The 13,156-nt window shown below is 71.8% G+C and carries 14 protein-coding genes; 6 read left to right on the top strand and 8 right to left on the bottom strand.

The genetic code is table 11. The features are described 5' to 3' along the window. Position 1: 1 nt before the first annotated feature. Positions 2-1,066, bottom strand: coding sequence for a BMP family ABC transporter substrate-binding protein (locus tag WH85_RS31335; RefSeq protein ID WP_045745667.1), 1,065 nt, complete (start codon positions 1,064-1,066; stop codon positions 2-4). 70 nt (positions 1,067-1,136) lie between these two features. Then, on the bottom strand, positions 1,137-2,099 hold the full coding sequence (locus WH85_RS31330) for a helix-turn-helix transcriptional regulator (RefSeq protein ID WP_045745666.1): 963 nt from the start codon (positions 2,097-2,099) through the stop codon (positions 1,137-1,139). A gap of 63 nt (positions 2,100-2,162) precedes the next feature. Here WH85_RS31330 and WH85_RS31325 point away from each other — a divergent pair, with 63 nt between their 5' ends. Continuing rightward, positions 2,163-3,101, top strand: coding sequence for an alpha/beta fold hydrolase (locus WH85_RS31325; protein WP_245674170.1), 939 nt, complete (start codon positions 2,163-2,165; stop codon positions 3,099-3,101). Positions 3,102-3,131: 30 nt separating this feature from the next. On the opposite strand, the gene WH85_RS31320 is transcribed toward WH85_RS31325, so the two are convergent. Continuing rightward, the gene (locus WH85_RS31320; protein ID WP_045745664.1) at positions 3,132-3,542 is read right to left on the bottom strand and encodes a hypothetical protein; all 411 of its coding nucleotides are present in this window, start codon (positions 3,540-3,542) and stop codon (positions 3,132-3,134) included. An 87-nt stretch (positions 3,543-3,629) separates the two neighbouring features. Further along, positions 3,630-3,809, bottom strand: coding sequence for a hypothetical protein (locus WH85_RS50855; protein WP_157411319.1), 180 nt, complete (start codon positions 3,807-3,809; stop codon positions 3,630-3,632). Positions 3,810-3,968: 159 nt separating this feature from the next. Between WH85_RS50855 and WH85_RS50850 the strand changes: the two genes are divergently transcribed. Continuing rightward, entirely contained in the window at positions 3,969-4,202 is a 234-nt protein-coding gene (locus WH85_RS50850) for a hypothetical protein (protein ID WP_157411318.1), read from the top strand. 220 nt (positions 4,203-4,422) lie between these two features. Beyond that, positions 4,423-5,166 carry an SDR family NAD(P)-dependent oxidoreductase gene (locus WH85_RS31310; protein ID WP_045745662.1) on the top strand — a complete coding sequence of 248 codons (744 nt, stop codon included), beginning with the start codon at positions 4,423-4,425 and terminating at the stop codon, positions 5,164-5,166. A gap of 9 nt (positions 5,167-5,175) precedes the next feature. On the opposite strand, the gene WH85_RS31305 is transcribed toward WH85_RS31310, so the two are convergent. Next, positions 5,176-6,105, bottom strand: a complete 930-nt coding sequence (locus WH85_RS31305) for a helix-turn-helix domain-containing protein (RefSeq protein ID WP_045745661.1) — start codon at positions 6,103-6,105, stop codon at positions 5,176-5,178. A 163-nt stretch (positions 6,106-6,268) separates the two neighbouring features. Between WH85_RS31305 and WH85_RS31300 the strand changes: the two genes are divergently transcribed. Next, positions 6,269-8,443, top strand: a complete 2,175-nt coding sequence (locus tag WH85_RS31300; RefSeq protein WP_157411317.1) for an NACHT domain-containing protein — start codon at positions 6,269-6,271, stop codon at positions 8,441-8,443. A gap of 17 nt (positions 8,444-8,460) precedes the next feature. On the opposite strand, the gene WH85_RS31295 is transcribed toward WH85_RS31300, so the two are convergent. After that, positions 8,461-9,294 carry a helix-turn-helix domain-containing protein gene (locus WH85_RS31295; RefSeq protein ID WP_045745659.1) on the bottom strand — a complete coding sequence of 278 codons (834 nt, stop codon included), beginning with the start codon at positions 9,292-9,294 and terminating at the stop codon, positions 8,461-8,463. Between the two features lie 100 nt (positions 9,295-9,394). On the opposite strand from WH85_RS31295, the gene WH85_RS31290 reads away from it, so the two are divergent. Together WH85_RS31290 and WH85_RS31285 are read left to right on the top strand one after the other, a co-directional pair. Beyond that, positions 9,395-10,759: an amidohydrolase family protein gene (locus WH85_RS31290; RefSeq protein ID WP_045745658.1), complete on the top strand. Its 1,365-nt coding sequence runs from the start codon at positions 9,395-9,397 to the stop codon at positions 10,757-10,759. A gap of 64 nt (positions 10,760-10,823) precedes the next feature. Then, the gene (locus tag WH85_RS31285; RefSeq protein WP_045745657.1) at positions 10,824-12,104 is read left to right on the top strand and encodes an APC family permease; all 1,281 of its coding nucleotides are present in this window, start codon (positions 10,824-10,826) and stop codon (positions 12,102-12,104) included. On the opposite strand, the gene WH85_RS31280 is transcribed toward WH85_RS31285, so the two are convergent. Further along, positions 12,082-12,540 (bottom strand): Lrp/AsnC family transcriptional regulator, encoded by a 459-nt coding sequence (locus tag WH85_RS31280; protein WP_045745656.1) that lies wholly within the window; start codon positions 12,538-12,540, stop codon positions 12,082-12,084. The two genes, WH85_RS31285 and WH85_RS31280, sit on opposite strands and share 23 nt — an antisense overlap. Positions 12,541-12,580: 40 nt before the next feature. After that, positions 12,581-12,925, bottom strand: coding sequence for a hypothetical protein (locus tag WH85_RS31275; protein ID WP_045745655.1), 345 nt, complete (start codon positions 12,923-12,925; stop codon positions 12,581-12,583). Positions 12,926-13,156 lie beyond the last annotated feature (231 nt).

Here is a 13,156-nt window from a genome sequence, read left to right as displayed (position 1 = left end):
GTCAGTCGCCGAGCTTCTTCACTTCCGCCGCCGGATCGATCCTCTTGGCGCCGATGTCGGCGATGAACGCGGCCAGCTTCGCGTTCTGCTCGGGCGTGCCGTGACACAACTTCACCGTCGGGTACGGGTCGACGCCCAGCTGCCAGACCTTCGTGACACCCATCCGCAGCTGCCCCGCGGCGAACAGCGTCAGCGCGGCCTCGAAGTAGTCGCCCGGGTCGAACAGCACCGACACGTCGAACGCCGGATTCGTGGAGTCGCAACGGTCGGTGCCGGGCGTCAATGTGATCAGCTTCTTCTCGTTGGCGAGTGCCGTCGCCGCGTCGGTGGCGCCGCCCAGATACGGGTAGAGCGCGCCGACGCCCTGGCTGATCTGCGCGTTCGCCGCCTCGCGCGCCTTGCCGGAGTCGTTGAAATCCCCGGTGTACGTGGTCACGAGCGTCGCCTCGGGGATGGTCTCGCGGATCCCGGCCTGGAACGCGGTCGCAGCCACGACGGTGAAGTCAGCCTCGGGCCCGGTGACGAAGCCGGCCTTCGTGGTGCCCTTCTCCCGCATGAGCAGCCCGGCGGCGTACCCGGCGACGAGCATCGACTGGTTCGGGTCGTCGCTGGACAGCGTGATCTCGGGGGTCTGCGTGACGTTCGCGGACGAGGGCACGTACCAGGCGGTCTTCTGGCAGACCGCCTCGGTGGAGGCGGGGATCGCGTCCTTGAGCTCGGTGGCCCCGATCGCGACCATGTCGACCTTCTGCTGGCAGAGCGCGCGGGCGGCGCTGAGCGCCTCGGCGACGGGGACGCTGCCCCGCTTGATCACCTGCCAGCCCTGCTTCGTGGCGAACGCCTCGGCCTTGACGACGAAGCTCTCGTAGTAGCCGTTGTCGTTGATGTCGCCGGGGCTCAGCACCCCGATGACGACCTTGCCGTCACCGTTGACGTCGGGCTCGCCCGGTGGGAGCGTCCCCGCTTCGTTGTCTCCCGGGGACGCTTCCGGAGTCGCGGTGGCGTCGTTGCTGACGCAGGCGGTGAGCAGGAGGAGGCCGGCGGCGGCGAGGATCGCTCTCTTCACCCGCCCAGTAAACTCACAGCTATCGATTTCGTAAAGGTCTGTCCGATGCGGATACCCGTCGATGAATCGGTCACGCCGTCCCCGTCGGTCCGTAGCGCTCGAGGAGAGCGTCGCCGATCGCCGCCAGATGACGCCGCACCGATGGCGGACCGGTCACCTCGACCCATGTCACCAGCGCGGCGAGCTCACCGGCGAGGACAAGGTCGTCGCCGCCACGGATCACGACCTCGATGCGGCCGTCGGCCGTCGGGCCTCCCACCTCGAGCCGGGAGCCGAACGCCCTCCGGAGCACGACGATCCCGTCCGGTCTGCACACCGCCCGGGCCTCCCGGGGCGTCCGCCTGCGGTCGATCTCGTCCGCGATCACGCGCCAGCTCTCGGCGAGGTCGAAGTCCTCGGGCCGGCGTACGGGGTCGCCGGTCGGGTCGGCGGATGCCACCCGGTCGATCCGGAAGGTCCGCCGGCCGGCCTCGGTGTCGGCGACGAGGTACCACGACGGGCCCTTCGCGACGACGCCCAGCGGGTGGACGGTCCGCTCGGTGCCGCCGCCGTCCCGGTCGACGTAGCCGAGCCGCACCTGCACGCCGCGGATCACCGCGTCCTGGAGCGCGTCGAGAAACCGCGGCGGCCGTGGCGTGACCCGGTTCGCATCCCAGCCCCGCAAATCCGTGACGAGCGACGACGCTGCCGCCTCGGCCTGTGCCCGGAACGGTTCCGGCACCGCGCGGACCAGCTTGCGCAGCGCCGCTTTCACGGCCGGAGTGGCGGCCGAGGCCGGGCCCGCGACCAGGAACAGGGCGCGGACCTCACTCGCGGTCAAGCCGGACAGGTCGGTGCGGGCGCCGCCCACCAGCCGCCAGCCGCCGCCCCGGCCCTGCACGGAATACACCGGCACGCCGGCCACGCCCAGCGCGTCGAGGTCGCGGCGCGCGGTGCGCTCGGAGATCTCCAGCTCGACGGCGACCTCCGCCGCCGTCACCTGGTCGCGGCGTTGCAGCAGAAGGAGGATGGCCATCAGCCTGTCGGCGCGCATTCCGGCAACGGTTCCACAGAAACCGGTCAGGAGATGACCTGTTTCGGTCCGCAGTATGCCGGTATGACAACCGACTTTCCCCGGCCTGCCCTCGTCCCGGTCAACGGCGTACACCTCGAGGTCTTCGAAGCCGGCCGGGAGCATGCGGGAAACCCCATCGTGCTCTGCCACGGCTGGCCGGAGCACGCCTTCTCCTGGCGTCATCAGATGCCCGCGCTCGCGGCGGCGGGCTACCACGTGATCGTTCCGAACCAGCGCGGCTACGGCAACTCGTCCCGCCCGGCCGACGTCGACGGCTACGACCTCGCACACCTGTCGGGTGATCTGGTCGCGCTGCTCGATCATTACGGGTACGAGGACGCCACCTTCGTGGGTCACGACTGGGGCGCGGCAGTCGTCTGGGGCCTGGCCATGCTGCACCCGAGCCGCGTCAACGGCGTGATCAACCTGAGCCTGCCGTACCTCGAACGCGGCGAGAGGCCCTGGATCGAGTCCATGGAGGAGATGCTCGGCGGCGACTTCTACTTCGTGCACTTCAACCGGCAGCCGGGAGTCGCGGACGCCGTGTTCGAGGAGAACCCGGCCCGGTTCCTGCGGAACATGTACCGGAAGAACATGCCCCGCACCGAGCCGCAGCCGGGCAACATGATGATCGACATCGCCCGCGCGGACACCCCGCCCGGCGAGCCCGTCATGAGCGAGCATGACCTGGCCGTCTTCGTCGCCGCCTTCGAGACATCGGGGTTCACCGGCGGCATCAACTGGTACCGGAACCTGGACCGCAACTGGCACCTGCTGGCCGACGTCGATCCGATCGTCCGGCAACCCGCCCTCATGATCTACGGCGACCGTGACACGGTCGCCCGGTCCCCGAGGCTGCCGGAATTCGTCCCGAACGTGGAGGTGGCCGGCCTGGACTGTGGTCACTGGATCCAGCAGGAGAAGCCGGAGGAGACGAACCAGGCGATCCTCAGCTGGCTGCGCCAGAGGCGCGCCGCCTAGGGTCCACTTGCGTCAGCAACTCACCTCCCGTCAACCGATGCGGGGTGCACGCCGGTTTCGGAGACCGAACATGATCGCGGAGACCGCCCCCGACGCCGCGCCCAGTCCAACGAGCAGCGTGACCGCGCCGATCAGGAACAGACCGGACTCGGCATTGCCGGCCGCGCCCACAGTCCAGACGGTGGTGAAACCGACGGTCAGAGCTGCCGCCGCGACCACCTCCATCGTCCCGAACCACACCGAGCCGAGCAGAACGATCAGCAGCGTCACCGCGCACCCGGCGACCTGCCATGCCTCGTACGGGCCGCTGTACGAGGAGGTCACCGGATCGAAGTCGTACTGGGTGTCCCAGCCCAACCAGGCATACCAGGTCGCGGCAGCGAGCAGAGCCACCAGCACAGCGGCTGCGACCTGGAAAAGGGGACCGCGTTTGGTCGACATAAAGATCTCCTTAACGACGTTTCGATTGACGGCCGCCAGCGGGACTCCGGCGACCCGGTAAGCCGCTGCACACGGCGCTGCCGGCTATTACATGGGGATGGTGATGGCGCTTTCATCCGCCAGGACACCGCCGACGAAGCTGAGGCGCCACAGATCCGGGCCGTCGACACCGGCCTTGCGCATGTTGATTCCTCCATCGTGGCGGGCTGTGCCGACAACGATGCCTGAGGCCGGCAAACGAGTCGTCAGCCCTTCGTCATAACGCATGCGGACCCGCTGTCAACGAAAGTCACGACGGCCCTTTCACGCATCCCGGCCCTCGCCGGTCCGGACCGGCGGACCGGCGGACCGGCGGACCGGCGGACCGGCGGACCGGCGGACCGGCGGACCGGCGGACCGGCGAGTGAAGCGGGACGCTCAGAGGCGGTGCAACCACGTGTAGAGCTCGGTGGGCAGCTCGGCGCCCAGGCGCTCCGCGACTCGCGGGTCGCGTCCACCCAGTCGCCGGCCAGCAGCAGGTCGATCGGGATGATCTCGGGCGTCTCGTCCGCGGCCCGGGCCGGTGCGGCGATGCTGATGACGGCCGTGCAGGCCAGAGCCGCGGCGGCGAGGGCGTTGGCTACTCGGAACATCACCGGCGGCCCTCCAGGCTATCGATGATCTTTGACCACAGGCTGGCCGGTTGATCGACGGAAATCAAGGGGCGGGCGTGCTCTCCGCGGAGGACCGTCGTGTGCCGGCCGATCATCACAGACTCCAGTCGCTGTTCTCTGCGCCCTGGGGCAAGCGCTGTGCGCCGCAGCGAAAGACCGCCCGCGCGCCGGCCCGGAGTATCGACCGGGTACCAGGTGGCACGGATTTCACGAGGAGTGAGTGGGTCTTGAGCGAGAAGATTCTGTCGGGCAAGGTGGCGCTGGTGACCGGGGGCAGCCGGGGGATCGGCGCGGCGACGGCCCGGCGGCTGGCCACGCTGGGCGCGGATGTGGTCATCACCTATGTCGCGCAGGCGGAGAAGGCGAAGACGCTGGTCGAGGAGCTGCGGTCGCTGGGTGTGCGCGCCGAGGCCATCCAGGCCGATCAGGCCGACCGTGCCCAGGTGACGGCCATGGTGGACGCGGTCGCGCAGCAGTTCGCCCGGATCGACATCCTGGTCAACAGCGCCGGCGTCTTCCGGGCCGGGGAGATCACCGATGTGGTACGCGACGAGCAGCTCGCGATCAACGTGACCGGTGTCGCCGACACGACCTACCGGGCTGTGCGGCACATGGGTGAGGGTGGCCGGATCGTGAACCTGTCGTCCGGGCTCGCCAGCAAGACGTTCGCGGCGGGCATGTCCGACTATGCGGCGACGAAGGCAGCGGTCACGGCGTACACCCGTGGGTGGGCCCAGGATTTCGCGGCGCGCGGGATCAACGTCAACGTGATCGAGTGCGGCATCATCGACACCGACATGGCCATGGCGAAGGATTCCGACGGTGGCCGGTTCATGCTGCAGGCGGTCATCCCGATGCACCGTTACGCCGAGGCCGACGAGGTCGCCGGTGCGGTGGCGTTCCTCGCCGGGCCGGACGCCGCGTACATCACCGGCAGCGTCCTCCGGGTCGACGGCGGCGCGCTCGCCTGACGCCCTGGCTCAAAGGCCGTCGCCGCGGGTCTCGCGGGGCGTGACGCCGAACTCGCGGCGGTAGGCGGTGGCGAACGACGCGTGGCTGGCGAACCCGGACGCGTACGCGACCTGGGCGATCGACCGGGTGTCCCAGGCCGGGCTGGCCAGCCGGGTCCTGGCCAGCCGCAGCCGCTCGGAGCGGATCAGGTCGCGGGAGGTGGTGCCGGCGGCCTGGAGCACGTCCTGCAGGTATCGCGCCGACCAGCCCAGAGCCCGGGCGATGCCGGTGACGGAGAGGCCGGGGTCGGCAGCGTGACGGCGGACGTACTGCCGCACCTGCGCCTCGACCTCTCGTCGCCGGGCGGCCGGTGCCGAGTCGCCGCCGCCGTCGGCGGCCAGGCAGAGCAGGTCGAGCACCTGGTCGCAGGCGATGTCGAAGGTCGCCTCGGAGAGGTGTTCCCGTTCCTGCTGGAGGGTGAGCACCGTCTGCCGGATCAGCCGGCCGAGACCGGCGGTGCCGTCGAGGACCTGCGGGTCCCGGGCCGCGGCCGGGTTACGGCGGTGGATCGCCTCGCCGGGGACGAGCAGCGCGACCGACTGGAACTCCTCGCCGTGGCTGAAGGTCACCGGGCGGTCCACGTCGCACAGCGCGAGACTGCCGGGCCGGATCTCGCCGGCGGACGGGCCCTGCTCCACCCGGGCACTCCCGGCTGTCGGCACCAGCAGTTCGACGACGCCGCGCGGGTCTTTCCGGATGTGCCGCGGCTCGCGGACGAACTCCTCGCGGACGTTGCCGCAGAGCGCGATGCCGTACGACCGTGATCGCTGCCATTCCAGCAGGCCCGCCCACGGGCCGGCGTCGGTGAGCGTGACCCGGCTGTCGCCGTGCAGGTCGATGAACTCCTCCCGCCAGGCGTGGGGCGTCGGTATCGAACCACGCTCGTTCCAGCGATACATGCCGGTACGGTATCCAGCCCCCGCTACGGGAGATCGCGGGGAGCTGTCGGGCGGCCTCGCGGCGCCGCGGCTCCCGCACCACCCGTCCGGGTTACCCGCATTGCTCTCGGCCGGTCGGCCGTGGTGAGGTTCCCGCGTCGACAGAGCCGTCCGGGTGGGTGTCTTGGCCAGAAGTCGCGGGGTGTGGACGGGCGCCGGCCTGCTGGGGATCCTCGGCTGTCTGGCCGCGATCGGCGCGGCGCTGGCCGGCACCGGCGGGCTCGAGAGCTCGGCCGACGTGGCGCAACTGGTCTCCGTGCTGCTCGCCGTCCCGGCCCTGGCGGCATCGCTGATGCTGTGGTGGCGGCAGGCCGCCGGGCCGGCTGTGATCACACCGGCGGCGCTCACCGCGGCCACCGATGTGCTGGCCGGTCTGGTCGGTCAGCAGTGGCGCACCGAGGCCACCATCCGGTCACTGGACGACCCGGACCCGATCCCGGTCCGGTGGCGCCCGGCTCGGGACACCCGGCTGGCCGACCATCCGGTGAACCTCTCCCCCACAACGGTGCCGACCGCCGTGTCCAGCGCCGACGTCGCCGGTCTGGCCGCCGCCTTCCGGGCGATGCGCCGCCGTCGGCTGGTCCTCCTCGGCGGTCCCGGCAGCGGCAAGACCACCCTGGCCGTACAGCTGCTCCGCGAGTTGCTCGCCACCCGGCGCGACCACCCGGACGAACCGGTGCCGGTGCTGCTGTCGGTGGCGGGCTGGGACACCGGGACGTGCCCACGCCTGCAGGACTGGCTGGCGGCCCGGCTGGCGCAGGACTACCCGGCGTTGCGCGCCACCGTGCTGGGCCCGGACGCCCCCGCCGTTCTGGCCGCCCGCGGACTGATCCTGCCGGTCCTGGACGGCCTCGACGAGCTCCCGCCGGTGTCCCGGGCCGCGGTGGTGATCGCCCTGAACCGGTCGCTGGGCGACACGGACCAGGTCGTCGTGACCAGCCGGACCGTCGACTACCGGCACGCGGTCAACGCGGCCGGGGACGTGCTGACCTCGGCTGTCGTCCTCGAGCCCGAGCCGCTGGACCCGGCCGCGGGTGCCGGGTACCTGCGGCGGTGCCTGCCGCCGGTGCCGGGCCGGGCGTGGGAGCGGATCCTCGCCGGGCTCCACCACGGCGCGCTGGCCGAGGTCACCGCCACCGCGCTCGGGTTGTGGCTGCTGCGGTCGGTGTATCTGAGCCCGGTCGCCGACCCGGCGGAGCTGCTCGACCAGGGCCGTTTCCCGGATGGCACGGCCTTGCGGACCCACCTGTTCGACCGGCTGATCCCGGCACTGGTCGAGGCCCGGCCGCCGAGCGCCGACCCGGCCGATCCGTTCCGGCCGCGGCGCCGGCACGACCCGGCGCGGATGCGGGACCGGCTCGGCTTCCTCGCCCGCCACCTCTGCGATCCCCGTGGTGAGGACGGCGGGCCGCGTACCCGCGATCTGCTCTGGTGGGATCTGGCCCGGACCACCAGGGCGTTCTCCCCGGCTGTCCGCGCCGCCCTCGCCGCCGTCGTCGCGGTCACCATCGCGGCCGTCTCCACGGTCGCGAACGTCATGTCCGAGGGGATGCCCCGCGGACTCACCCACGGATTCGGGTACGGGCTCGCGTTCGGACTGGTCAGCGGGGGGATCGTCGCGGCCGGGGCCCGATCGTGGCCAAGGCAGCCGCCCGGGTTCGCCGATCTGTGGCGGCACGGTCGCCGGTCGGTGCCGCGGTCCCGGCTCCGGGTTCTGTTCCGCCGGGGCGCGGTGATCGGCCTCGGCGCCGCGCTCCTCTCCGGGACGGTGATCGGCATGGTCGACGGCGCCCGGGCCGGCACGGCGGCCGGACCTGTCACCGGACTCGCGATCGGCATCGCCTATGTCGTCACCGCATGGTTCACCGCGTGGGCGGAGTCGCCGACCCGTGACGGGCACGCCGACACGCCTCAGGCCGTCTGGCGGGCAGACCGGAACCTCAACCTGCTGCGTGCCGGGGTGACCGGCCTGACGAGCGGACTGGCCGGGGGCCTGGCCAGCGGGCTCTCCGCGGCCGCGGTCGACACGGTCGCGTTCGGTGTGTCGGTCGGGGTCACCTACGCCCTCACCTTCGGGATCACCACCGGGCTCACGGCCGGACGCCACCACGCGTGGATGGCCTATCTGATCGCCACCGGGCGGCTCGCCCGGGCCGGGGTCCTGCCGCGGCGGCTGATGGGCTTTCTCGACGATGCGCACCGGCTCGGTCTGCTCCGCGCGGTCGGCCCGGTCTATCAGTTCCGCCACGCCGAGTTCCAGGACCATCTGGCGGCGGGAGGCAGCGCCCGGGCACGGTGAACCGCCGGCCGAGGGCGTCAGGCGCCGCCGGTGGAACGGCCTGCCGGGGTCAGCATGCCGAGCAGGCGGACGGCGTCGGCGGACGGGCTGTCCGGGGCCGGGCGGTAGACGAGGAGTTGCTGGCCGGACGAGCCGCGGACGTCGAACGCCCGGTAGGTCAGCGTCAGCGTGCCGACCGCGCTGTGCCGGAAGGTCTTGGCCTCGTACGTTTTACCGCGCACGTCCTGCCGCGCCCACAACAGCCGGAACTCGTCGTCGGCCGCCGCCAGCTCCTCCACCAGCGCGACGGTCCGCCGGTCGCCGGTGTCGTGGCCGAGGGCCAGGCGCAGGTGGGCGACGCAGGACTCGGCGGCCCGGGGCCACTCGGCGAAGAAGGTGCGCCCGGCCGGGTCGAGGAACGTCATGCGGGCCAGGTTGGACGTGTCGGCGAAGTCGGCGTGGAGCGCGTCGGCGATCGTGTTGCGGGCGAGCACGTCGAGCCGCCGGTTGACCACGAGGGCGGGCAGGTGCGGCCACTCGGCGAGCAGTTCCCGCAGGTCGTCGTCGACCCGGTCGGTGGTCGGGCCGCGGCCGTCCACCGGCATGCCGGACAGGCGGAACAGGTGTTCGCGGGCGTCCGGGCCGAGGTCCAGGGCGCGGGCGACGGCGTCGAGCACCGAGGCCGACGGGGAGCGTTCGCGGCCCTTCTCCAGCCGGGCGTAGTAGTCGGCGCTCACCCCGGCGAGGACGGCGACCTCCTCGCGGCGCAGCCCGGGCACCCGGCGGCGGCCGTGCGAGACCAGGCCCACGTCGTCGGGACCGAGCCGGGCGCGGCGGGCGGCCAGGAAGGCACCGAGATCTGTGACGGGCATGCGACCAGGCTAAACGCCGATTCCGTCGGTAGCCAGGGCGCGCTGCACCCCGGTCGGCCCCGCACTGGTTGCGCCCGGCCGCGGCACCGACGGTGGGTGCATGACCGATCTCAGGAACATGCTCTTCTCCGGTGGCACCGTCGTCACCATGGATCCCGATCTCGGCGATCTGGAGCGCGGTGACGTGCTGATCAGCGGCGAGCGCATCGTGGCCGTCGGGCCGGACCTGCGTGATCATCCGCAGGCCCGCGGTGCGGAGCTCGTCGACACCACCGGCCGGATCGTCAGCCCCGGCTTCGTCGACACGCACCGGCACGCCTGGCAGGCTCAGCTGCGCCGCAGCATCCCCGACGTGACCGACCTCGGCGCGTACGTGATGAACACGCTCGCCGGTATCGCGCCCGCCTACCGGCCGCACGACATGTACGTGGGTACCCGGCTGGCGGCCCTGTCCGCGCTCGACGCCGGCATCACCACGATGCTCGACTTCTCGCACAACTCGCGCAGCGCCGCCCACTCCGACGCGGCGATCGAGGCGCTTGCCGGCACCGGCATTCGGGGCGTACACGCGTCGATGTCTCCGCACTTCGGTGTCTGGGACGAGCAGTGGCCGCAGGACGTGGAGCGGCTGCATGCGGCCCACACGACGGGGCTGCTCTCGGTCCGGTTGGCCACGCTGGCCACCGCGGAGATCTCCGGGCCGCGTCTGGCGTACGGGAAGGAACTCGCCGCCGTCGCCGATGATCTGGGGATCGGGGTGAGCGTCGACGCGGTGTTCGGCGCCGCCTCGTCCGCGGCGATCCTGGACTGGGCCCGGGACGGGCTCCTCGGCCCGCAGGTCACCCTGATCCACGCCACCGGCCTGACCGCGGACGCGTGGCGGGCGATCGGCGACACCGGCACGACCGTCTCGCTGGCCCCGACCTCGGACGCGCAGATCGGCCTGGAGACGGCGATCCCCGCCGTCGACGAGGCGCTGGCCGTGGGAGTCCGCCCCGGACTGAGCATCGACGTGGAGGTCGCCCTGGCCAGTGACATGTTCACCCAGATGCGGGCACTGCACGCGATCCAGCGGATGCGGGCGGTCAACGCCGCGTACGGCACGCAGGCCGAACCGCACCGGATCACCACCCGCGACGTCCTCGACTTCGCCACGCTGCAGGGTGCCCGCACCATCGGGCTGGGGGCGGTCACCGGTTCGCTGACCCCCGGCAAGCAGGCCGATCTGCTGGTCGTCGACGCCTGCGACATCAACACCATGCCGCTGAACGACGCCGTGGGCACGCTCGTGCTCGGCGCGGACCCGCGCAACATCGAGACGGTGCTGGTGGCCGGCGTGCTCCGCAAATCCGGGGGCCGCCTGATCGGCGTCGACGTGCCGGCCCTGCACGAGGAGGTGCTCGCCTCCCGTACCGCGATCCTGTCCGCAGCCGAATCAAGTTCGGCGTCCGACCGGCAGAACTAGGATCCTCCGAACGTTGTTCAGAATCGACCGGGTTTCGGCGTTCGTGCGGCTAGTTTTCCCGGTCATGTCCACGCAAAAGAAGATCAAGATGTTGGGGGTCGGGGAGGGCACCGCGCTGTTCGCCGGTGCGGTCCTCGGCCCCGGGGTGCTGGTGCTGCCGGCGCTCGCGGCCAAGGCGGCCGGGCCGGCGTCCATCGTGGCGTGGCTCGTGCTGCTGGTGTTCAGCGTGCCGGTGGCCGCCACCTTCGCGGCCCTCGGCGCACGGCACCCCGACGGCGGCGGGGTCGCCACGTTCGTCACCCGCGCCTTCGGCTCCCGGTTCGCCGTCCCGGTCGGATGGTGGTTCTACTTCGCCGTCCCGGTCGGGGTGCTCGCCGGCGCACTGGTGGGCGGCGAGTACGTCGCGGCGGCACTCGGGGCCGGGCCCGCGGCCGCGTCGGGGATCGCCGTCGCGATCCTGGCCGCCGCCTTCGGCGCCAACTACGTCGGGCTGCGGTTGTCCGGCCGGGTGCAGCTCGCGATGGTCGCCGTGCTGGCCGCCCTGCTGCTGGTCACCGTGATCGCCGCGGCGCCGTCGAGCCGCGCGGAACACTTCACCCCGGTCGCCCCGCACGGCTGGACGGCCGTCGGGACCGCCGCCACCGTGCTGTTCTACGCCTTCTCCGGCTGGGAGGCGGCCAGCCACCTCTCCGCCGAGTTCCGTGACCCGCGCCGCCACCTGCCGGTGGCCACGGCGCTGACGCTGGTGCTGGTCTCGGTGCTCTACCTGTCACTGGCCACGGTCACCGTCGGCGTCCTCGGCGGCGAGGCCGCAACCACGCCGGTGCCGCTGAGCCTGTTGCTGGAGACCGCGTTCGGCGCGGCCGGCCGCACGGTCACCGCCGTCGCGGCGGTCTTCCTCAGCTTCATCGCGGTCAACACCTACCTCGCCGGTGGGGCGCGGCTCGGGGCGGCGCTGGGCCGCGACGGCGGACTGCCGCGCGTGCTCGCGAAGGGCGGGACCGCGGGTGACGTGCCGCGGCGCAGCCTCACCGTTCAGCTGGTCCTGTGCGCGATCGCGGTCGCCGTCACGGCCGTCCTCGCGATCGACCTCGACGGTCTCATGCGGATCACCTCGGTCTGCCTGGCCGCCGTCTCCTTCGCCGGGATGGCGGCGGCGCTGCGGCTGCTGCCCCCGCGATCACTGATCTGGTACGCCGCCCTGACCGGACTGGCGTTCACCGGACTGGTCCTGCTGTTCTGCGGCCCGCTCCTGCTCGTCCCGGCAGGCCTGGGCGCCGGCGCTCTGCTCACCGTCCGATCCTCGCCGGCGGTGCGCCGGCTCACGCCTCGAGCACTTCGATGACGGGCTTACGGGCGTGCTGATAGATCACCGAACTCTGGAACTTGACGATCTCGCGGCGGCCACTGAACTTGTCCATCAGGAACCCGTGCAGGGCGTCCACGTCGGGAACGCCGACGTGCACGAGGAAGTCGTCGCCGCCGGCCACCACGAACACCGACAACACCTCGGGCAGGCTCATCGCGTACGCCTTGAAGCCCTCGATGACGGTCCGGTTCAGCGGCCGCACCTGGACGTGCAGCAGCGCCTGCACACCACGGTTGAGCGCCGCGAAGTCGACCTCCGCGTGGAACCCGGTGATGACGCCCCGCTCCCGCAGCGACCGGACCCGCTCCAGGCACGTCGAGGGTGCCACGCCGACCGCCCGCGCCAGCTCCCGGTTCGTCTGCCGGGCGTCGGTCTGCAGGTGCGCCACGATCGCGGCATCGATCTCATCCACGGTCAGTGATCATAGGCAGCCACCGACGCGGCGCCACGGATCACTGGTCCTCGCGGACCTTGCCGTCGAGGTTCGGGCGGGCCCGTCCGTCGACCGAGACACAGATCCCGGCGACCTTCGCCCAGCCCGCCCAGCCGTTGATGCGGCCGCGGTTGTTCGAGATCTGCACCCGGGTGCGGGGCGCGTCGACCGCGCTCACCTTGTGCAGGTAGACGTTCCCGGCGACCTTGACGAGCACCACGTCGCCCGTGGTCAGCGCGGACGCGACACAGGGCCGGACGACGACCTGCGCCCCGTCGGCGACCAGGCCGGGCATCGAGTTCCCCCGCGGCCGGAACGTGACGGTCTCACCGGCCAGAGCACGGCCGTAGACACCACCGAGCATCCAGTACTCCTCTCCTTCATCAACCCTTTCGGATTTGACTTCTCCCCGCCCTAAAGGACGGGGATTCCGGCGGTCGCCCGCCGGGTTTCCTGCTTCACAGCCGACCGCCCCGAACGGAGATTCCCCCGTTGGGGTCTTACACCAGCTCCACAGGCAGACACCGCCAGCCCGGCGGCCAGAATGTTCTTCGCCGCGTTGACGTCGCGGTCGTGGGTTACCCCGCAGGAGCAG

Origin of the sequence: Actinoplanes rectilineatus, assembly GCF_000962825.1 — a bacterium.
Lineage (GTDB): Bacteria > Actinomycetota > Actinomycetes > Mycobacteriales > Micromonosporaceae > Actinoplanes > Actinoplanes rectilineatus.
The sequence above is the reverse complement of the archived record's forward strand: the minus strand, read 5'-3'. Positions and strand labels throughout refer to the sequence as shown.